Here is a 19,831-nt window from a genome sequence, read left to right as displayed (position 1 = left end):
GACGTTCCCCTGACGGCTGCACGACCGCCCCCCGCCCCCCAACTGGAGCCCGCGCGACATGGCCGAGGCCTGGTTCTACCACCTCACCGACGGCTCGCTGGAGCAGACCGCCCCGGACCTGATCGAGAAATGTCTCGGCCGGGGCTGGCGGGTGCTGGCGCGCTGCGGCTCGGGCGCGGCGGTGGCGGCGGTGGACCGGATGCTGTGGACCTATCGCGAGGAGTCGTTCCTGCCCCACGGGACCGCCGGCGACGGCGACCCGGCCGGCCAGCCCGTCTACATCACCGCCGGGCCGGAGGCCCCGAACGGCGCCGCCGTGCTGATGCTGATCGCCGGCGCCTCCGCCGCGCCGGAGGAGATGAAGGGGTTCGAGCGGGTGATGGTGATCTTCGACGGCGCCGATCCGCAGCGCCTTGATCAGGCCCGGGGCCTGTGGAAACAGACAGTCGCCGGCGGGATCACGGCGCAATACTGGGCGCAGGACGGCGGGCGCTGGGTGAAGAAGGCGACGAGCGGCTGAGCCCGCGCCCGCCGGCCCGCGGGAGGGGCAGGGTCAGGGTCAGGACCAGAGGGTCAGGGGGTCAGGGCGTGAGGATCATCCGGTCGCCCTCCACCGTCACCCGTGCGAAGCGGTTGAGAAAGCTCATGCCGAGCAGAGAGGAGAACAGCTCCCCCTCCGACACCGAGGCCCGGACCCCGCGCGCCTCCACCGGCCCCAGCGACACCTGATCCAGCCGCACCGGGGCCAGCCGCACGTCGCCATTGGCGGTGCGCGCGCGCCCGGTGAAGGACAGCGCCTCCGGCGCGAACCCGGCCCGCCGCGCGTCGGCCGCGTTCAGCACCACGCCCGAGGCGCCGGTATCCACCAGAAAGCTGATCTCGACCCCGTTGACCTGGGCGGCCGCATGGAAATGCCCGTCCGCGCCCCGTCGCAGAATCAGCTCTCCCGCCTCGCTCACCACCGCGGTGCGGGGCGACAGCGCGCCGGATATGTCGTCGCGCAGCCCGTAGGCGGCGACGAAGCCGAGGAAGATCAGCCCCCAGACCAGCGCGTCGCGCAGCCCCGAGGAGCGCCGCCCCCGATAGGCCGCCCCGACCCCGGCGAGCACCGCCACGCCGAGCAGCGCCAGGTAGACCAGGCGCGGGACGGAGTCGGAGGAGAGACTGTCGAACATGCCTCCACATGTCGTCCGGAAGCGCCGTCCCGGCAAGGGCCGCGTCGCGTCGGCATTGCCGCGGCCGCCCGCGGGGTCCATCCTCCGCGCCTGTCGCAGCGCGGAGGGAGGCCCGCATGACCGATCTGAAAACCGTGTTCGAGGACATGGCGCCGATGACGCCGGTGGCGGGCGTCGCCCTGCGCCGGGTGTCGGGCGAACAGGCGATGATCCAGCACGCGGTGGTCGCCGCCGGGGCCGCGATCCCGGCGCACAGCCACCCCAACGAGCAGTTCACCCTGGTCCTGTCGGGCAGGCTGCGCCTGCGGCTGGGGGAGGGCGAGGCGGCCAAGGACTACGTTATGGTCCCCGGCGAGGTCCTGCACATCCCCGGCGGCATGGTCCATGGCGGCGAGGCGCTGGAGGACACGGTGGCCGTCGACGTCTTCGCCCCGCCGGCCGAGAGCACCGGGCTGGACGCGCCGAAAGGCTGACCGGAACGCGGGAGGCGGAGCGAGCGCCGGGCGGAGCGGCGTGGGGGGCTGAGGCGCGCCCCGCATGGTCCGCCGCCGGAGGCTGATCCGCCGGAGGCTGGACGTCCCGGCCCCGCCGCGCGGGGTCAGCGGTCGCGCAGCGCCTCGATCAGCTCGGCCTTGCGCATCCTGCTGCGCCCGTCGATCCCGATCTCGGCGGCGCGGGCGCGGAGATCCTTGACCGTCCAGTCCTCATAGGGCGGCGCCGCTCCCCCCCTGGCGGAGGGGTTGCGGTCGGGGTCGGCGCTGGCGTTGGCGATGCGCGCGGCCTTGGACTTGCTCGCGCCGTCGCGGCGCAGGGCTTCGTAGGTGTCTTCGTCCTTGATGCGGGGGCGGCTCATGGCGGGTCTCCGTTCGGGGGCGTCCGTCCGGAAAACTGGCGCATGACGCGCCGCCGACAAGGGGGGGAGCGCTGCTCCGGCGGGCGCGCCCGACCGGCCGGCCCGGTCGGGGCCGCCGGCCGGCGGGGCCGTCAGACGGCGGCGCTCTCGGCTTCCAGCTTCTCCTGGGCGGCGAGCCACAGGGTCTCCGCCCGCTCCATCGCCGCCTCGATCTCGGCCCGCTTCTTCTGCAGCGCCTCGGTCTTGGTCTTGGAGCTTTTCTGGTAGAAGTCCGGGTCCATCAGGATCGCGTCCACCTGGTCGCGCATCCCCTCCAGCTTGGCCATCCGCTCCTCGCATTTCTGCACTTCGGCGCGCAGGGGCGCGAGGATCTTGCGGGTCTCGGTCTGGGTGCGCTTGCCGTTCTTCGCGCGCCCCTTCTCGCCCTGGCTGGCCAGCCGCCCGCCGCCGCCGCGCTCGGCGAGCAGCAGCTTGCGGTAGTCGTCCATGTCGCCCTCGAAGGGCTTCACGCCGCCGTCCTTGACCAGCCACAGCCGGTCCGCCACCGCCTCCACCAGGTGAGGGTCGTGGGAGATCAGGATCACCGCGCCCTCGTATTCGGCGAGCGCGAGGGCCAGCGCCTCGCGGCTCTCGATGTCGAGGTGGTTGGTCGGCTCGTCGAGCACCAGCGTATGCGGTGCGTCGCGGGCGGCGAGCAGCATCAGCAGCCGCGCCTTCTGGCCGCCCGACAGCTTCTCCACCGGGTTCATGGCGATGTCGGCGTTGATCCCGCCCGCGGCCAGCAGCGCCCGGATCTTGGCGGGGGGCGTGTCGGGGCGGTGGCGCTGGATGTGCTGGATCGGGGTCTCGCCCTCCACCAGCTCGTCGAGCTGATGCTGCGCGAAGAACCCGCATTTCATCCGCGGAGAGACGCGCCAGCCCCCCTCCATCGGCGGCAGGCGGCCGGAGATCAGCTTGGCCAGCGTGGACTTGCCCTGACCGTTGGCGCCCAGCAGCGCGATGCGGTCGTCCTGGTCGATGCGGAAGCTGAGGTTCTTCAGCACCGCGCGCCCGTCATAGCCGAGGCTCACATGCTCCGCCTGCATCAGCGGCGGCGGCAGTTCGGCCGGGCTGGGGAAGGAGAAGGGGGCCACGTCGGAATCGGCCTGGAAGTCGATGGGCCGCATCTTTTCCAGCATCTTGATCCGGCTCTGCGCCTGCTTGGCCTTGGAGGCCTTGGCGCGGAAGCGGTCCACGAAGCTCTGCATATGCGCCCGGGCCTTGTCGCGCTTTTCGGCGGCGGCCTGGGTCTGCTCCATCTTCAGGCGGCGGACTTCCTCGAACTGGTCGTAGCCGCCGCCGTAGAGCGTCAGCTTTTTCCGGTCGAGATGCAGGATATGGTTCACCGCCCGGTTCAGCAGGCCGCGGTCATGGGAGATGACCAGCACCGTGGCCGGGCAGGTGGCCAGGAAGTTCTCCAGCCAGATCGAGCCTTCGAGGTCGAGATAGTTGGTCGGCTCGTCGAGCAGCAGGATGTCGGGGCGCGAGAACAGCACCGCCGCCAGCGCCACCCGCATCCGCCAGCCGCCCGAATATTCCGAGCAGGGCCGGGCCTGCGCCTCGGCGTCGAAGCCCAGGCCGCGCAGGATGGCGGAGGCGCGGGCTTCGGCCGTGTGGCTGTCGATGGCGGCCAGCCGCTCCTGCGCCTCGGCGATGCGGGCGGGGTCGGTGGTGGTCTCGGATTCGGCCAGCAGCGCGGCGCGCTCCTCGTCCGCCATCAGCACCGTGTCGAGCAGGCTGTCCTCGGTCCCGGGCGCCTCCTGCGCCACGCCGCCGAGGCGCAGGCCGGGCTGCACCTCGATCGAGCCGCCATCGGGGTGCAGCTCTCCGCGGATCATGCGGAAGAGGGTGGTCTTGCCGGTCCCGTTACGGCCGACGACCCCGACCTTGCGGCCGGTGGGAATCACCGCGGAGGCGCCGACAAGCAGCGGCCGTCCGGCGATGGAGAAATCTATGTCGCGCAGCGTGATCATGCGGGGGCGATACCGCAGCGCAGCGCAAGAGGGAAGCGGCAGCGTCGCGCAGGGGCCGGAAACCTGCGCGGGGCGGCGTCGCGCCGCGGAAATCGTGGCGTTGTCCGGCGATCCGGAGCGGAAATCGGCGCCTGCGTGCGGTTCTGAAGTGAAATCGTTCGGAGCGCGTCGCGACGCCTTGCGCCGGCCGGCGGGGATAATCCGCACCGATCGGAAACTTTTTCGCCGCCTTACGTCCACGCCAACTTGCCATCGGTCAGCAAGTTGCTACTTTCGGTCGCATAGGTGCAGGCGAGGGAACTGCTTCTAGGCCCAAGGGAGACCCGGCCATGCCGAACAAGCGTCGCAGGACGACCGCACACGATGTCGACCAGGAGGCGCGGGAAGACGCGGTCTTCAAGACGCTCGACGAACTCTATCAATTGCCGCCCGAGGACGCGATCAACTCGGCCGGACTTGTCGCGGGACAGATCGCGGCCTTTCTCGCGGACGTCGCGCAACTTTCATCCAACGACCAGACCGTGCGCGCCGCTCGGGTCGCGCTCGTCGAACTGAGCTGCGACTGCGGGGAACTGGTGGGGGAGATCCAGCGCGCCCGCGCCGGGGCGCTCGTCGAGGGCGAGCGGCGCGGGGACGGGGCCGGGGGGCAGGTCTCCGGCGGGGAAACGCCGGAGCCGTCGGGTCACAATATCGCCTTGTTCAGGCCGCGTTCCAGCCATCGGGCGCCGAGAGTGACGCGCACGTAAAAGTTGTGCAAAATTCCGCGCAGCCAGCGTAGCGTTCCGACGCGTGCACCCCAGGCGCGTCGAGCTGGACGACGGGCTCATCCCCAGGCCCGTCGTCCGCGTCGCGTTTCCGGGGGACGTATTCGGGGGGCCTCTTCAAGAGGGGCGAGGGCCGCCGTCAGGCCGCCCGCTCAGGTCCCGGCGCCGGGCGTCGCTTCGGGCCGATGCGCGGGCGCGCGCAGGAACATCCCTGACGACACCCAGTCCATCACCGCTTCGTCGCGCTGGTTGAGCACGCTGTAATGCCAGCGCACGATCCCCAGCTGCGGACGCGAGGCCGAGACCCGCGCCTCCAGCACCGTGGCCACCATGCGGATGGTGTCGCCCGGCCGCACCGGCGCCAGCCAACGCACCGACTCCATGCCCGGAGAGCCCTGCGAGGCCGGGTTCATCACCTTCTCCGCATGCAGCAGGCGGAAGGCGGTCATCATGGTCTGGAAGCCCGAGGCGATCAGCCCGCCGAAGATCGAGCCCTTCGCCGCCTCCACGTCCAGGTGAAACGGCTGCGGATCCCAGCGCGCGGCGAAGTCGAGGATCGAGGCCTCGGTGATCGTGGCCCCCTCGGTCCGGATCTCGGCGCCGGGGACCAGGTCCTCGAACCAGACGGGCGCGCGCAGGGGGGCGGGGGAAGGGGCGTCGGTCATGAAGCGGCCTCGCGCTGGTGGAAGAGCAGGTCCAGTTCCGGCGCCTCGCCGGCGATCCGGGTCAGAATCGCGTGGCACTGCCCGCGGTGGTGGGTCTGGTGATTGAACAGATGCGCCAGCGCCTCCGCGACCGGCTGCACGACGGGGTCGGGCGCGCTCACCCGCCGATAGGCGATGGTCCCGGCGGGGTCGGCCTCGTCGCGCACATGCGCGATCAGGTCGTCGTCCAGCGCCTCGCGCGCCGCGGTCAGGTCGGCGAAATCGTCATGGGCGATGTGATCGAGCCCCCAGGGCGGGCCCTGGATGCTCCGCAGCCGGGCCAGCCAGATCACGTCGGTGACCAGCAGATGGTTCAGCGTGGCGTGGAGCGAGCCGAAGAACGCGCCCGCGTCCCGGCGCCGATCCGCGTCCGCCAGCGCCCCCGCCGCGGCGTAGAGGCGACGATTGGCCCATGCGTTGTAGTGAGCGAACATCAAGAAATGCGCTTTCATGCCTCTCCCCTCCCGTGCTATCGGGCGCGCGCCTTACCCGTCCGGCGGGCGCTTCCCGCGCCGTCCGGACGACCGCAACGAATGTTCCCGATCACGAGAGGACCGGACCATGGCCGTCGAACGCACGCTGTCCATCATCAAGCCGGATGCCACCGCCCGCAACCTCACCGGCGCCATCGCCAAGATGTTCGAGGACGCCGGTCTGCGCATCGTCGCTTCCAAGCGCATCCACCTGACGCCCGCCCAGGCCGGCAAGTTCTACGAAGTGCACGCCGAGCGGCCCTTCTACGGCGAGCTGTGCGAGTTCATGGCCTCCGCCCCGGTGGTGGTCCAGGTGCTCGAGGGTGAGAACGCCGTCGCCAAGAACCGCGAAGTGATGGGCGCCACCAACCCCGCCGAAGCCGCCGAGGGCACCGTCCGCAAGGCCTTCGCCCTGTCGATCGGCGAGAACTCGGTCCACGGCTCCGACTCGGCCGAGAACGCGGCGATCGAGATCGCCTTCTTCTTCTCCGGCCTCGAGCTGGTCGGCTGATCGCGCCCACCGCGCAGGTCTGAGAACCGAAGAACCCCCGCGCGAGGCTTCGCGCGGGGGTTTTTCATGTCCCGGCCCGGCCAGGCACGGCACGGCCAGGCACGGGGCGCCGCAGGGGCTGGCCCGGTCTCAGTCCTTATCGACCTCGCCGCCGGCCTCCACCCAGTCCTTGAACCCGCCGAGGTTGCGGACCGTCTCGAAGCCCAGCTCCCCCAGCGTCCGCCCCGCCAGCGCCGAGCGTCCGCCCGACGCGCAGTAGACGATCACCGGGCGCGACCGCTCGAAGCCCTCCGCATGGGCGGGGCTGTCGGGATCGGCGCGGAATTCCAGCATGGCGCGGGGGACGTTGACCGCGCCGGGGACCTTGCCGGAGGCGGCGACCTCGGCCGGGTCGCGCACGTCCACCACCAGCGCGCCTTCGGTCTCGATCATCGCGCGGGCCTCGGCGGCGGTGATCCGGGGGGCGGCGGTCTCGGCCTCCGCCATCAGGTCCTTGAGCGTCTTGGTCATGCGGCGCCTCCCGATCCGCGGCGGCGCGAGGGGTCGCGTCGGCCGGGTCGGAGCCGAACCTATGCGCTTCCTCCGTCATCGCAAGGGCGCCGGCGGCGGAGAGGGGGAGACCTTCCCGCAAGCGCCCCGGCCCGCAACGCCGCGCGGGCGCGACCGGGCCACGGGCGCGCCCGTCGACGCGCGGCTCCTCCGGTCGGGGGCGGCCGGAGCGTTTCAGTCTCCCGCAACCGCCCGAACGCCCAGCCGGTCCAGCGCCGCCTCCAGCTTCAGCCGCGCCTCCTCGTCGCTGAGCCCGTCGGTCGGCGCCTTCGCCTTGCGGCGCTTCTCGGCCTCCCGCAGGCTGCGCTTCACCGTGTTGAACCGTTTCCGGAGCGCCTTCTTCTCGGTCGAGGAGATGTCGTTCCACGGCCGCCCCTGCAGCCCCAGAACCAGCGCCCAGAACATCGCGAAATGCGGGGCGCCGCCGGCCAGCAGCAGGCGCTTGTAGCCCTCGTCCGGCCCCAGGGCGCGCAGGGTCTCCGCGTCCTCGACGCCGGCGCGCTTGAACGCCTCCGCCGTCTTGGGGCCGAGATTGCGGATCGAGGTGATCGGCTCGCCCATCCCGGCCTCCGCTCAGTCCAGCGCGATCGGCGCGCGCTCGCCGGCGGCGAAGCGGGTGAGCACGGCGGGATAAAGCCGGTGCTCCTGCGTCAGCACCCGCGCCGCGAGGCTCTCGGGCGTGTCGCCCGGCTCCACCTTCACCCGCGCCTGGCCCAGGATCGGCCCGTCATCCAGCGCCGCGGTGACTTCGTGGACGGTGCAGCCATGCTCGGCGTCGCCGGCCTCCAGCGCGCGGGCATGGGTGTGCAGGCCCTTGTATTTGGGCAGCAGCGACGGATGAATGTTGAGCATCCGTCCCTCCCACGCCCCGGTGAAACCCGGCGTGAGGATGCGCATGTAACCGGCGAGGCAGACCAGATCCGCCCCCGCCTCGCGCAGCTTTTCCATCAGCGCGGCTTCATGCGCGGCCCGGTCGCCCCTGAACGGCCTGTGCGGGATCGCCGCCGTCGCCACGCCCCGCGCGGCGGCCTTCGCGAGCCCCCCGGCCTCGGGGTCGTTGGACATCACCAGCACCGGCTCGGCCGGCGCGCCGGGCTTCTCCATCTCGTCGAGCAGGGCGAGCATGTTCGACCCGCCCCCGGAAATAAGGATCGCGACGCGACGCTTGGCCGTCACGCCAGATGGCCCCGGTAGCTCACGGGCTCGGCGCCCGCATCGGCGCTCTCATCAACGGGGACGATCTCGCCCAGGCGATAGACGGTCTCGCCGGCCTCGGTCAGCTCCGCGGCGATGCGCTCGGCGGCCCCGGCGGAGACGACCACGCACAGGCCGATGCCGCAGTTGAACACCCGCAGCAGCTCCGCCTCCTCCAGCCCGCCGGCGTCGCGCAGCCAGGCGAAGACCGGGGGCAGGGTCCAGGCGGTCAGGTCGATCTCGGCGCCCAGCCCCTCGGGCAGCACGCGGGGCAGGTTCTCGGTCAGTCCGCCGCCGGTGATATGGGCCAGCGCCCGCACGCCGCCGCCGCGGATCGCGGCCAGCGCCGGCTTCACGTAGATGCGGGTCGGCGTCAGCAGCGCCTCGCCCAGCGTGCCCTCGCCGAACGGGCAGGGCGAGGCCCAGTCGACCCCCGCCGCCTCCGCCACCCGGCGGACCAGCGAGAAGCCGTTGGAATGCACCCCGTCGGAGGCGAGCCCCAGCACCACGTCCCCCGCCTGGCAGGCGACGGGCAGGGTCTGGCCCCGCTCCGCCGCGCCGACCGCGAAGCCGGCGAGGTCGAAATCGCCGGCCGCATACATGCCCGGCATCTCCGCCGTCTCGCCGCCGATCAGGGCGCATCCGGCGCGCACGCAGCCCTCGGCCACGCCTTCGACCACCCGCGCGCCCTCGTCGACCGAGAGCTTGCCGGTGGCGAAATAGTCGAGGAACAGAAGCGGCTCCGCCCCCTGGCAGATCAGGTCGTTGACGCACATGGCCACCAGGTCGACGCCCACGCCGTCCAGCAGTCCGGTGTCGATGGCGATGCGCAGCTTGGTGCCGACCCCGTCGGTGGCGGCGACCAGCACCGGGTCCGAATAGCCCGCGGCCTTGAGGTCGAAGAGCCCTCCGAACCCGCCCAGCGCGTCGGCGACGCCGGGGCGGCGGGTGCGGGCGGCGGCCGGGCCGATGCGCTTCACCAGGTCGTTGCCGGCGTCGATATCCACGCCGGCGTCGCGATAGGTCAGGCCGTTGCGGCGGGTCATGGCGGTTCCTCGGTTCGGCGGGCGCGGGCGGGGGGCTGGCGCGGGCAGGGTCGGCTGGGGCAGGGTCGGCGGAGGGATATCCCGCGCCCCCTTTATCGCGGGCGCGGGGGCAGGGGAAGCCATCCGCGCCCGCGACCGCCCGCGTCGCATCCCCGCTGCGTTCCGGCCCCCCGCCGTCTTCCGATCCCCCCGCCGTCCGGCTTCCCACCGTCCAGCCCGTTGACCGCGCGCCCGCCCGACGGCTAAACCCGCATCGCGCATGCGCGCATCGCGGCCCCTTAGCTCAACTGGATAGAGCGGCGGACTTCTAATCCGCAGGTTCCGGGTTCGATTCCTGGAGGGGTCGCCATGAATTCAGCGAGCCGGGCGGCGCGGGTCGGCATTCGGCCTCCGTCGCCGCGCCGCTCCCGCGCCTCCCGGTCCGCCCAGTCCGCCCAGTCCGCCCAGACGCATGGGGCCCGCATCACTCGGAGGCCAGGTCCTTGTGGATTCGGCCGTCCTTCATGATCACGAGCAGGTTCGCCTCGGGGTCCTCCAGCAGCTCGATCTCGGCCAGCACGTCGCCGCGCACCAGCAGCAGGTCGGCGAGCGCGCCTTCCTCGACCACGCCCAGCTTGCCGGGATAGGGATTGCGCGGGCCCGACAGCGCCAGCAGCCGGGCGTTGTCATGGGTCGCCATCTTCAGCACCTCGGCCGGCGTGAACCAGCGCACCATCTTGGTCAGCTGCTCCCCCTGCCGGGTGGCGAGCGCGGGGTCGAACAGCGTGTCGGTCCCCCAGGCGAGATTCACCCCGTATTTCTTCGCCAGCGCATAGGCCGTGTCGGTTCCGTTCGACATCTCGATCTGCTTGGCGCGGTGGGGCGAGCCCTCGGGGAAGGGAATGGCGTGCTCATCGTCCAGGAAGGGCTGCATGGACCACCACACGCCAGCCTCGGCCATCATCTTCACCGTCTCCTCGTCGGCGAGCTGGCCGTGGTCGATGCATCGCACGCCGGCCCGGATCGCCTGCTGGATCGCGGCGGGCGTGTAGGCGTGCACGGTCACATAGGTGTTCCAGGCGGCGGCGGCCTCGACCGCGGCGCGCATCTCCGCTTCGGTGAACTGGGAGACGTCCAGCGGGTCGTAGTTCGAGGACACCCCGCCGCCGGCCGCCAGCTTGATCTGGGACGCGCCGCGCATCAGGTTCTCGCGCACCCGGCGCAGAACCTCGCTATCGCCGTCGGCCAGCGCCGCGAAGCCGTAGCGCTCGGTATAATGCGCGGCGCCGCCCTCGCGGGGCAGTTCGGAGATCATGCGGTAGTCGCCATGCCCGGAGGTCTGCGAGACCATGGCCCCCGAGGGGTAGATACGGGGGCCGACCGCATAGCCTTCGTCGATCGCCCGCTTGAGCCCGAAGACCGGGCCGGCGAGATCGCGGGCCGTGGTGAAGCCGCGCATCAGGAAGGCTTCCGCCGCATGGGCGGCGCGCATCTGGATGTAGTTCTGCTCGCCCGTCATCAGCACGCCCATCGGGATCGATCCCATGATCAGGTGGGTGTGGGCGTCGATCAGGCCGGGCATCAATGTGCCGCCCTCGCCGTCGATCACCTGCGCGCCCTCGGGCGCCTCGATCCCGTCCTGCGAGACCTCGGCGATCAGATTGCCCGAGACCCTCACATTCGAGGGCGCGCTGAGCGAATCGGACATCCCGTCGAAGATCCGCACGTTGGTGAAGATCACGTCCTCGGCCAGCGCCGGTCCCGCCGCCAGCGAAGCGGCCAGCGTAGCCGCCCGAATCATCCGCCGCGCGCGCCGTCTCAGGCCATCGGTTCCGGGTCCGGATTTCGACATCGAGGATCTCCTGCGCTTCTCGTCATTCGTCCGGGCGCCGCAGCCGGCGCCGGGTTCGCCGCCGGGCCCGATATGGTTCCGGAGCGTAATCGTTGCGCGGAGAAAATCATGAAGGGCGCCGCCGCGCCATCCTAATCTTGGCGGGTATCCCGCGGAAGACGCTCGTTATTATGCGGACGGCTCCGGAAGCGGAATTCGTATGGCGCCGCCAGGGAAGCCTGTTTAGGCTGCGCGCAGCGTCGATCGCGCGCCTGCGGGATCCTGTTGAAACAGCCGCGCCCCAGGCCGCGCCCCAGGCCGCGCCCCAGGCCGCGTCTCAAGCCGCGTCTCAAGCCGCGTCCCCGTCCGACCGGGACCGGGTCCGCCGCCTGCCGCGCGAGGGCGCGTGGCGGCTGGCCAGGCCGCCCGCGCGCGCCGGAACCGAAATACGAAAGGCCTCCTCCCATGCTCCGAGCGTTCCTGTCGCTGGCTTTCCTTGTCTGCGCCTCGGCCGTCGCCGCGCAGGATCGCGCGGCCAACCCGCTTACGCCGCTCGAGCTTTCCAGCCCCCGCGCGACCTACGGCTCGGTCCTCGAAGCATCGCGGGAGATCGAGGCCGCCTTCCTCGCCTATACGCGGGAGCGGACCGGCGAGAATGCGCGCGCCATCTCCGCCGCCGTGGCGCGTTCGGCGCGGGTCTTCGACCTGAGCCAGACGCCGCAGGCCCAGCGGGGCGAGGCGGCGGTGGACGCGATCACCCACCTGTTCGACATCCTGATGCGTCTGCCCCCGCTCGATCCGGCGTCGATCCGCGGCGACGACGCGGCCGACCTTCCCGCCCGCTGGGCCATCCCCGGGACCGAGATCGTCATGGCCCCCGTCGCCTCCGGCCCCCGGTCCGGCGACTGGCTGTTCACCCCGCGCACCGTCTCGCAGCTGGAGGCGTTTCACGCGCGCATCCGCAGCGCGCCGCTCGTCCAGCAGACCCTGCACGCGGACTGGAGCCGGGAGCTGATGGCCTGGACCGGCCCCGCGATTCCCGCCGGGCTGAGCGCGGCGATGCCCGAGTTTCTGGCGGCGCCGGTCCTCGGGACGCAGGCCTGGAAGGTGGTTCTGACCGTGCTGATCTGGGCGGGTTCCGGCGCGCTGGTGGTGGGCTGGGGCCTGCTGATGGGGCGGACCGGGCTGCGGCGGCAGTCGTCCGCGGGGCTCGCGCTGCGCATGACCACGCCTGCGCTGCTCGCCTTGCTCGCCTGGCAGGCGCATGTCTTCGCCGTGCACCAGAGCAACCTGACCGGCGCCTTCGCCCAGGGCGAGGTGGTCGCGACGACCCTTGCGCTCCACCTCGCCTTCGCCTGGCTGATGCTGCTGGCCTGCCATCTCTTCGTGGAGCTGATCGTGGCTCTGCCCGCGATCCCGGACCAGAGCTACGACGCGCACCTGCTGCGCCTGCTGGCGCGGGTCGGGGGGTTGATGGCGGCGGGGGCGGTGCTGCTGTTCGGCGCCGACCGCATCGGGATCCCGGCGCTGGGGGTCCTGGCCGGCGTCGGCGTGGGCGGCGTGGCGCTGGCGCTGGCCGCGCAATCGACGGTCGAGAACCTGTTCGGCGGCGTCTCGATCTTCGTCGACCGTCCGTTCCGGATCGGCGACTTCATCCAGTACGGCGCCGCGACGGGCACGGTGGAGGCGATCGGCCCCCGTTCCTCGCGGCTGCGCGGCCTGGACGGCACGCTGACCACGGTGCCCAACGGCGATCTCGCGAAGATGCACATCGTCAACTACTCGGTGCGCAACAAGTGCCTGTTTCTCCAGGTCCTGGGCCTGCGATACGAGACCTCGCGCCTGCAGATCGAGTGGATCCTCGAAGCGATGCGCCGGCGCCTGGCCTCGCATCCGATGGTCGAAGAGGGCGGCGGCATGCCCCGCGTCCGGCTGGTCGGCTTCGGCGCGTCGGCGATCGACATCGAGGTCCGGGCGCAGGTCCTGACCCGCGACTTCGCCGAGTTCCTCGAGATCCAGGAGACGCTGCTGCTTGAGCTTCAGGAAACGATCGAGGAAGCGGGGTCGGGCTTCGCCTTTCCCAGCCAGACGGTCTATCTGGGCCGGGACAGCGGGCTCGACGCCGAAGCCCGCGAGCGTGCCGAGCAATCCGCCCTCGCCGCCCGCGGCAAGCGGGAGCTGGGCGACGCGATGGGCGCCCGCTGATCCGGCCGCGCCGTCCCAAGGGGCCTGTCGCGGACCCGTCAGGAGGCTTCGGCCCCGACGCCGGCCCCGACGCCGACCCCGGCGGCGAGGCCGGGCCGGGGCGGGGTTCAGAGCTTTTCGAGGAACCGCTGCACTTTCTCGGTGCGATGAAGATCGACATGGGTGACGACCCAGATCGGCGCCGACCAGGCTTCCGACGGGGGCAGGATCTCGACCAGGTCCGGGTCCCGGGCCGCGTCGTGCTCAGCCAGGAACCCGATGCCGAGGCCCGCCCTGACGGTCGTGCCGAGCACCTCCGGGTCCGTCACCCGGATCAGCCTCGCGCCCGCGCCGAGATGGTCCCGCATCCACCCCGCGAAGGGGAGCCGTGAGGTTTCTTCCTTGAAGCCGACGAAGCTGTGGCCGTCCAACGCGCCGATCTCCGGCCGCCCCCGCCTGCGGACATAGTCGCGGCTGGCGTAGAGACCGAAGCGGACATGGCGGAACAGCCTGACCACATAGTCCGGCGTCTCCGGTTTCGGCCCGGCGCGGAAGGCGACATGGGCCTCGCCATGCTCAAGCCGCGCCAGATCCGCGGTGGCCGTGAATTCCAGCGCGATCTCCGGGTGCTCGAAGTGGAAGTCCCGCAACGCCGGCGCGATCAGCGGCGCGGCGCCGGCCAGGGCGGTCACGACGAGCTTGCCCGACAGCCGGCCCGAACGCCCCCGGTTGCGGCCGGCGAGATCGGCGAACATCTCGTCGGCGCGACCGGCGACCTCCAGCATCTCCTGCCCGCTCTCGGTCAGCGCGTAGCCGCGGGCGTGGCGCTGAAACAGGCGGGTCTGGAACGCCCCCTCCAACGTATCGACGTGCCGGTTGACCGTGGCCCTGTGCACGCCCAGCGCCTCCGCCGCCGCGCTGACGGAGCCATGGCGGGCGAGCATGAGCGCGGTGCGAAGTTCCGTCCAGTATTGCATGCGACCTGACTAGCAGGCCGGTAATGTCGCATCAACGCGCATATGATGCGCGTTTCGGCGTCTGGTGCGCATCGCCCGCCGGTGGCATCTGCGGGACCGAACGGCCACGCATGAACACAGGGCGCAAGCGTCATGAAGCACATCTCCACAGGTCTCCGCATTCTGCTGTCGCTCGCCTTCGTCGGAGCCGGAGGCGCCAAGCTCGCCGGCGTCGACATGATGGTCGCGACCTTCGACACGATCGGGTTGGGGCAGGGGTTCCGGTATCTGACCGGGCTCGTCGAGCTCGCCGGCGTGGTCCTGCTCTGGCTGCCGGGCCGTCAGGTCCTGGGCGCTGGCCTGCTCGGCGCCACGATGGTCGGCGCGGCGCTGGCGCACTGGCTGGTTCTGGGGCCGTCGGCCGTCCCCGCCATCGTCCTCGGCTTGCTCTGCGCCGGCGTCCTCCACGTCCATCGCGCCCAGATTCCCGCCTATCTCGGCCGCGCCTGACCGGCGCGCCGCAGGCTTGCCCCGGTTCAAGGTCGGAAAGGACCGAGACCATGAAGATCCTGGCTTTCGCCGCCACCAACAGCCGCGACTCCATCAACCGCGCCCTGGTCGAATTCGCCGCGGCGCGCATCCGCTCCACGCTGTCGCCGGAGGCGGAGGTCGCCTTCGTCGCCCCGGACGCCTTCGAGATGCCGCTCTATTCCATCGATCGCGAGGGCGCGTCCGGCATTCCGCAGGCGGCGCGGCGTTTCTTCGACCGGATCGGCGAAGCGGACGCGGTGCTGGTCTCCTTCGCGGAGCATAACGGCACGGTCACGTCCGCCTGGAAGAACCTCTTCGACTGGATGAGCCGGATCGACATGAAGGTCTGGCAGGACAAGCCGGTGGTCTTCCTCGCCGCCACTCCGGGGCCGCGGGCCGGCGCGGGCGTGCTGGGCCATCAGGCGCAGCTGGCGCCGTTCTTCGGGGCCGACCTGCGCGGCGTCCACGGGATCGGCGCCTGGGGCGAAGCCTGGGACGCCGGGGCCGGAACGCTCACCGGGGCCGAGGACATCGCGGCGCTGGACGCCGCGCTTCTGGGCCTGGTCACGGCGCCGGCGCGAAAGGGAGAGGCCGCATGAGCCCGGAGACGCGCCGCCCGAGGCGCGTCCGGCAGGCCGCGACCGCCTGGCGTTGAGCCGGCCAGACCGCCGGACGCGCCCGGAGGACGGCCGACTGCGCCGGCCCCCCGATCACGGCGGCCTTCGGGATGATGCGACGACTTATGCCGGCGTCGCGGAAGACATGCCGGCCACGATCGGCTACTTGCCTGTCCTGCGCCCGCCTGCCGCTGCGGGTCGTCGAAGAGCCGCCCGCGCCGCGCGGGCGCTCGCCACGACGCCGGGCGGCCCGGTGCGGACGCGGATGGCGCAGTCACGCTTGCCCGGAAGGAACTGATCGCATGTACCGTTGCGCAATGCTGCTTGTCTCCGCTCTCGCCGTCGCGTCGCATGCGGCGGCGCAGGACGCGATCAAGCCGGTCAAGCTTGTGACCGTCATGTCCGAGAACGACGGGAACGAACGCACGTTCTTCGGCAAGGTGGCGGCGCGCCGGACGGTTGATCTCGCCTTTCAGGTGGGGGGCCAGATCGTCGCGTTTCCCGCTCTCGAAGGGTCGGTGACGCCGAAGGGCGGGATGGTCGCGCAGCTCGACCTCGAAACCTTCGAGCTGGCGCTCGAGCAGGCGGAGCTTCAGAAGGCGCAGTCCGATCGGATGGTCGAGCGCTACCGGCGGCTCCAGGGCGGGTCGGTGAGCGAAGTCGCGCTGGAAGACGCGGTGACGGAGGCGTCGCTGGCCGACGTCGCGGTGCGCAACGCGCAGAAGGACCTGCGCGACGCGACGCTGCTCGCCCCCTTCGATGCGCTGGTCGCCGAACGGATGACGGACAACTTCACGACGATCAGCGCGGGAACCCCGGTCGTGCGCCTGCATGACATGTCGGAGCTGCGGATCGAGATCGACGTGCCCGAGGTCCTGTTCCAGCGCGCGGGCGCCGACCCCGATGTGGCCGTCAGCGCCCAGTTCCCCGCGAGCAACCGGGTGTTCCCGCTCGAACTGCGGGAGTTCAACGCCGAAAGCTCGAACATTGGCCAGACCTTCAAGCTGACATTCGGCATGGCGCCCCCCGACGGGCTCCGCATTCTTCCCGGCTCCTCGGTCAAGGTCCTGGCGGTGCTGCATGACGACCGGTCCGACCTGGTGGTGCCGGCGACCGCGCTGACGCCCGGCGCGGACGGCGCGCTGTCGGCGTTCCTGTTCGAGCCCGAGGCCGGGAGCAAGGACATCGGCAGGTTGCGGCGCGTGATTGTCGATGTCGAACCGCTGGCGTCGGGCCGGATGCGGGTGCTCGACGGGCTCGAGGCGGGCGACGAGATCGTGGGGATGGGCGCCGCCGCATTGGAAGACGGACAGGACGCGAGACGTTTCGTGGCCTTCGGTCGATAGGGGGCCGCCGGATATGAACATCGCCCGTCTTTCCATCGACAAGCAGATCCTGACCTGGATGATCATCCTGACCTGCCTGCTGGGCGGGATCTGGGGGTTCACCTCCATCGGACGTCTTGAGGATCCGAGCTTCACGATCAAGCAGGCCGTGATCGTGACGCAGTATCCCGGCGCCTCGGCCGCCGAGGTCGCCGAGGAGGTTTCCGAACCCCTGGAATCGGCGATCCAGAAGATGGGCGAACTGGACACCGTCACCTCCATCAACGCGCCCGGCGCCTCGCTGATCGAGGTCGAGATCAAGTCGACCTATGACGGCGACGCGCTGCCCGAGATCTGGACCGACCTCCGCGCCAAGGTGCGCGACGCCGCCCGCGCGTTGCCGGAAGGCGTCGGGACGCCGGTGGTGGACGACGGCTTCGGCGATGTCTTCGGCATCTATTTCGCGGTGACGGCGGAGGGGCTGTCCAACGCCGGGATCCACGACCTCGCCACCTTCCTGCGCCGCGAGATCCTGGCGGTCGACGGCGTGGCGGACGTGCAGGTGTCGGGTCTTCCGGACGAAGTGATCTATGTCGAACCGGACCTGCTGCTGGCGGCCAACCAGAACATCTCTCCGGGCATCATCATCGAGGCGATCGCCGGCGCCAATTCCGTGCAGGACGCGGGCTCGATCGGGCCCACGCGGCTGCAACGTCCGGACGGTTCCGACAGCATCAGCCAGATCGAGGGCCTGACCGTCGGGGTCCAGGGCCAGGTCATCAACGTGCGGGACATCGCCGAAGTCCATCGTGGACTGGCCGAGGACCCCTCGCTGCTGGTGCGCTACAACGGCGTCGCGGCCTTCACGCTGGGCGTCGCCGGCCTGTCGACCGAGAACATCGTGGACGTCGGCGCGCGCGTCGACGCCAAGCTGGCCGAGATCGATCCCGAAATCCCGGTGGGCGTGACGCTCAACCCGATCTACCAGCAGCATGTGGTGGTCGAGGAGGCCTCGAACGGCTTCGTGGTGAATGTCGCGATGTCGGTCGCGATCGTGATCGCCGTGCTGGCGGTGGCGATGGGGTGGCGGGCGGCGATCGTGGTCGGCAGCACGCTGGTTCTGACCGTTCTCGGCACGGTGCTGTTCATGTATCTCGGCGCGTTCTCGCTGGAGCGCATCTCGCTCGGCGCGCTGATCATCGCGATGGGCATGCTCGTGGACAACGCGCTTGTGGTCGCCGAGGGCATGCAGATCGCCATGCAGCGGGGCAAGACCTCGCGGGAGGCGGCGGACGAGGCGGCGGGCAAGACCCAGATCCCGCTTCTGGGCGCAACCGTCATCGGCCTCATGGCGTTCGCCGGCATCGGGCTCAGCCCGGACGCGACCGGCGAGTTCCTGTTCTCGCTCTTCGCGGTGATCGGGATCTCCCTGATGCTGTCCTGGGCGCTGGCGCTGACCGTCACGCCGCTGCTTGGGCATTACTTCTTCAAACGCGGCGGCGTGGGCGATGCGGACCCCTATGGCGGGCCGCTCTTCCGGCTCTATGCGGGGGCGCTGCGCGGCGCGCTGCGGTGGCGCTGGGTCGTCATACCCGGGCTCTGCGCCGTCACCGCGACCTGCTTCATGCTCTTCGGCTCGATCAAGCAGCAGTTCTTCCCGGATTCGAGCACGCCGATCTTCCCGGTCCACTACCAGTTGCCGCAGGGGACCGAGATCCGGACCACCTCCGCGGATCTCGCCGTGGTCGAGGCCTGGCTGCTGGAGCGCGACGAGGTCGAGTCGGTCGCCACCTTCGTGGGCCAGGGCGCGGGCCGTTTCATCCTGACCTACTCGGCCGAAAAGGCGAACTCCAGCTACGGCCACATGCTGGTGCGCACCACTGACCTGGAGAGCATTCCGGCGCTCGCCGCCGAACTGGAGGCGTTCGCGGCGACCGCCTTGCCCGCCGGCACGCTGCGCACGCGCAGGCTGGTCTTCGGGCCGGGCGGCGGCGATCCCATCGAGGTGCGCTTTTCGGGCGGCGATCCCGCGGTTCTGCGGGCCCTGGCCGAGGAGGCGATGGACCGGATCAATGCGGCGTCCGAGGTGATCCAGCATGTGCGCACCGACTGGCTGGAGCAGGAGCTGGTCATCAAGCCGCTCTATGCGACGGACCGCGCGCAGACCGCCGGCATCGAACGGGACGACGTGGCGTCGGCGATGCTGTTCGCGACCGACGGCGTGTCGGGCGGCGTGTTCCGCGAAGGCGACCGCCAGATCCCGATCGTGGTGCGGACCAGCCCCGACGAGGGCTACACGATTTCGGATCAGGTGATCTTTTCCGAAAGCGCGGGCGCGCTGGTCCCGCTCGACCAGGTGGTCGACGGCTTCGCCTACGAGGTTCAGGACACGCGCATCCACCGGCGCGACCGCCTGCCGACCATAACCGTCGTCGGCAACATTCCCGCCGATGTGACGGCCACGGATGCGCGCAACCAGATCGTCGAGACGATCGAGGCGATGCCGCTGCCGGTGGGCTATGCGATGGAATGGGGCGGCGAGTATGAAAGCTCGCTGGACGCGCAGACCTCGCTGGCCGGGCAGCTTCCGATGAGCTTTCTCATCATGTTCGCCATCACGGTCCTGCTGTTCATGGCGATGCGCCAGCCCCTGATCATCTGGCTGCTGGTGCCGATGTCGGTGAACGGCGTCGTGATCGGGCTGCTGGCGACGGGATACCCGTTCAGCTTCACGGCGCTTCTGGGCCTGCTCAGCCTGTCCGGCATGCTGATCAAGAACGGGATCGTGCTGGTCGAGGAGATCGACATCGTCCGCCGCGAGGGACGGGCGTTGTTCGCCGCCATCATCGAGGCGTCGACGTCGCGCCTGCGCCCCGTCGTGCTGGCCGCGGCGACCACGATCATGGGGATGATTCCCTTGCTCACCGACGCGTTCTTCAAGTCGATGGCGGTGACGATCATGGGGGGGCTCGCCTTCGCGACCGTCCTGACGCTGATCGCGGCGCCGGTTTTCTACTACGTGCTGTTCTCGGGCGCGGAGCGGCGCGCCCGGGAGGCCGCGGCGACGGACGAAAGCGCGGCGGGCGACAGGGGGCTCGCGAACTGACGGCAGGCCTCCGCCGGGCCC

Annotated in this window: 20 protein-coding genes and 1 tRNA gene; 10 read left to right on the top strand and 11 right to left on the bottom strand. The window is 70.9% G+C overall.

Features of this window, described 5'->3' with window-relative positions; genetic code table 11:
- Positions 1–58: 58 nt before the first annotated feature.
- Complete coding sequence (locus BLV24_RS04620) at positions 59–520, top strand: DNA polymerase III subunit chi (protein ID WP_092679928.1); 462 nt, start codon at positions 59–61, stop codon at positions 518–520.
- Positions 521–581: 61 nt separating this feature from the next.
- Here the strand turns inward: BLV24_RS04620 and BLV24_RS04615 are convergent, their stop codons facing one another.
- Positions 582–1,175, bottom strand: coding sequence for a retropepsin-like aspartic protease family protein (locus BLV24_RS04615; RefSeq protein ID WP_092679927.1), 594 nt, complete (start codon positions 1,173–1,175; stop codon positions 582–584).
- Positions 1,176–1,291: 116 nt separating this feature from the next.
- On the opposite strand from BLV24_RS04615, the gene BLV24_RS04610 reads away from it, so the two are divergent.
- Complete coding sequence (locus BLV24_RS04610; protein WP_176954616.1) at positions 1,292–1,648, top strand: cupin domain-containing protein; 357 nt, start codon at positions 1,292–1,294, stop codon at positions 1,646–1,648.
- Between the two features lie 125 nt (positions 1,649–1,773).
- Here the strand turns inward: BLV24_RS04610 and BLV24_RS04605 are convergent, their stop codons facing one another.
- On the bottom strand, positions 1,774–2,028 hold the full coding sequence (locus BLV24_RS04605; protein ID WP_092679925.1) for a Rho termination factor N-terminal domain-containing protein: 255 nt from the start codon (positions 2,026–2,028) through the stop codon (positions 1,774–1,776).
- Positions 2,029–2,159: 131 nt separating this feature from the next.
- Positions 2,160–4,040, bottom strand: a complete 1,881-nt coding sequence (locus BLV24_RS04600) for an ABC-F family ATP-binding cassette domain-containing protein (protein WP_092679924.1) — start codon at positions 4,038–4,040, stop codon at positions 2,160–2,162.
- Between the two features lie 329 nt (positions 4,041–4,369).
- On the opposite strand from BLV24_RS04600, the gene BLV24_RS04595 reads away from it, so the two are divergent.
- Positions 4,370–4,786: a hypothetical protein gene (locus BLV24_RS04595; RefSeq protein WP_092679923.1), complete on the top strand. Its 417-nt coding sequence runs from the start codon at positions 4,370–4,372 to the stop codon at positions 4,784–4,786.
- Positions 4,787–4,956: 170 nt separating this feature from the next.
- On the opposite strand, the gene BLV24_RS04590 is transcribed toward BLV24_RS04595, so the two are convergent.
- Both BLV24_RS04590 and BLV24_RS04585 read right to left on the bottom strand, forming a co-directional pair.
- Positions 4,957–5,469 carry a MaoC family dehydratase gene (locus tag BLV24_RS04590; protein WP_092679922.1) on the bottom strand — a complete coding sequence of 171 codons (513 nt, stop codon included), beginning with the start codon at positions 5,467–5,469 and terminating at the stop codon, positions 4,957–4,959.
- Positions 5,466–5,960, bottom strand: coding sequence for a DinB family protein (locus BLV24_RS04585; RefSeq protein WP_092679921.1), 495 nt, complete (start codon positions 5,958–5,960; stop codon positions 5,466–5,468). Before BLV24_RS04585 ends, BLV24_RS04590 begins: the two co-directional genes overlap by 4 nt.
- Before the next feature lie 109 nt (positions 5,961–6,069).
- On the opposite strand from BLV24_RS04585, the gene ndk reads away from it, so the two are divergent.
- On the top strand, positions 6,070–6,492 hold the full coding sequence (gene ndk, locus BLV24_RS04580; RefSeq protein WP_092679920.1) for a nucleoside-diphosphate kinase: 423 nt from the start codon (positions 6,070–6,072) through the stop codon (positions 6,490–6,492).
- A gap of 129 nt (positions 6,493–6,621) precedes the next feature.
- On the opposite strand, the gene BLV24_RS04575 is transcribed toward ndk, so the two are convergent.
- The 4 genes from BLV24_RS04575 to purM all read right to left on the bottom strand — a co-directional run bounded on the left by BLV24_RS04575 (position 6,622) and on the right by purM (position 9,281).
- Complete coding sequence (locus BLV24_RS04575; protein ID WP_092679919.1) at positions 6,622–7,002, bottom strand: rhodanese-like domain-containing protein; 381 nt, start codon at positions 7,000–7,002, stop codon at positions 6,622–6,624.
- A 213-nt stretch (positions 7,003–7,215) separates the two neighbouring features.
- Positions 7,216–7,602 carry a TfoX/Sxy family DNA transformation protein gene (locus tag BLV24_RS04570; protein ID WP_092679918.1) on the bottom strand — a complete coding sequence of 129 codons (387 nt, stop codon included), beginning with the start codon at positions 7,600–7,602 and terminating at the stop codon, positions 7,216–7,218.
- A gap of 12 nt (positions 7,603–7,614) precedes the next feature.
- On the bottom strand, positions 7,615–8,217 hold the full coding sequence (gene purN / locus BLV24_RS04565; RefSeq protein WP_092679917.1) for a phosphoribosylglycinamide formyltransferase: 603 nt from the start codon (positions 8,215–8,217) through the stop codon (positions 7,615–7,617).
- Positions 8,214–9,281, bottom strand: a complete 1,068-nt coding sequence (gene purM, locus BLV24_RS04560) for a phosphoribosylformylglycinamidine cyclo-ligase (RefSeq protein WP_176954615.1) — start codon at positions 9,279–9,281, stop codon at positions 8,214–8,216. The genes purN and purM overlap by 4 nt, the downstream gene beginning before the upstream one ends.
- Positions 9,282–9,553: 272 nt before the next feature.
- On the opposite strand from purM, the gene BLV24_RS04555 reads away from it, so the two are divergent.
- A tRNA-Arg gene (locus tag BLV24_RS04555) sits at positions 9,554–9,630 on the top strand.
- A gap of 114 nt (positions 9,631–9,744) precedes the next feature.
- Here BLV24_RS04555 and BLV24_RS04550 read toward each other — a convergent pair.
- The gene (locus BLV24_RS04550; RefSeq protein WP_092680268.1) at positions 9,745–11,061 is read right to left on the bottom strand and encodes a metal-dependent hydrolase family protein; all 1,317 of its coding nucleotides are present in this window, start codon (positions 11,059–11,061) and stop codon (positions 9,745–9,747) included.
- 495 nt (positions 11,062–11,556) lie between these two features.
- Here BLV24_RS04550 and BLV24_RS04545 point away from each other — a divergent pair, with 495 nt between their 5' ends.
- Positions 11,557–13,296, top strand: coding sequence for a mechanosensitive ion channel family protein (locus tag BLV24_RS04545; RefSeq protein ID WP_092679915.1), 1,740 nt, complete (start codon positions 11,557–11,559; stop codon positions 13,294–13,296).
- 107 nt (positions 13,297–13,403) lie between these two features.
- Here BLV24_RS04545 and BLV24_RS04540 read toward each other — a convergent pair whose 3' ends face one another.
- Positions 13,404–14,252 carry a LysR family transcriptional regulator gene (locus tag BLV24_RS04540; protein WP_092679914.1) on the bottom strand — a complete coding sequence of 283 codons (849 nt, stop codon included), beginning with the start codon at positions 14,250–14,252 and terminating at the stop codon, positions 13,404–13,406.
- Between the two features lie 132 nt (positions 14,253–14,384).
- On the opposite strand from BLV24_RS04540, the gene BLV24_RS04535 reads away from it, so the two are divergent.
- The 4 genes from BLV24_RS04535 to BLV24_RS04520 all read left to right on the top strand — a co-directional run bounded on the left by BLV24_RS04535 (position 14,385) and on the right by BLV24_RS04520 (position 19,810).
- A complete protein-coding gene (locus tag BLV24_RS04535; protein ID WP_092679913.1) occupies positions 14,385–14,741 on the top strand; it encodes a DoxX family protein in 357 nt (118 codons plus the stop codon).
- Positions 14,742–14,791: 50 nt separating this feature from the next.
- A complete protein-coding gene (locus BLV24_RS04530) occupies positions 14,792–15,361 on the top strand; it encodes an NADPH-dependent FMN reductase (RefSeq protein WP_092679912.1) in 570 nt (189 codons plus the stop codon).
- Between the two features lie 320 nt (positions 15,362–15,681).
- Positions 15,682–16,725, top strand: a complete 1,044-nt coding sequence (locus BLV24_RS04525; RefSeq protein WP_245710379.1) for an efflux RND transporter periplasmic adaptor subunit — start codon at positions 15,682–15,684, stop codon at positions 16,723–16,725.
- Positions 16,726–16,738: 13 nt separating this feature from the next.
- Positions 16,739–19,810, top strand: coding sequence for an efflux RND transporter permease subunit (locus BLV24_RS04520; protein ID WP_092679910.1), 3,072 nt, complete (start codon positions 16,739–16,741; stop codon positions 19,808–19,810).
- Positions 19,811–19,831 lie beyond the last annotated feature (21 nt).

Origin of the sequence: Albimonas donghaensis (assembly GCF_900106695.1) — a bacterium.
GTDB classification, from domain to species: Bacteria; Pseudomonadota; Alphaproteobacteria; order Rhodobacterales; family Rhodobacteraceae; genus Albimonas; species Albimonas donghaensis.
The sequence above is the reverse complement of the archived record's forward strand: the minus strand, read 5'-3'. Positions and strand labels throughout refer to the sequence as shown.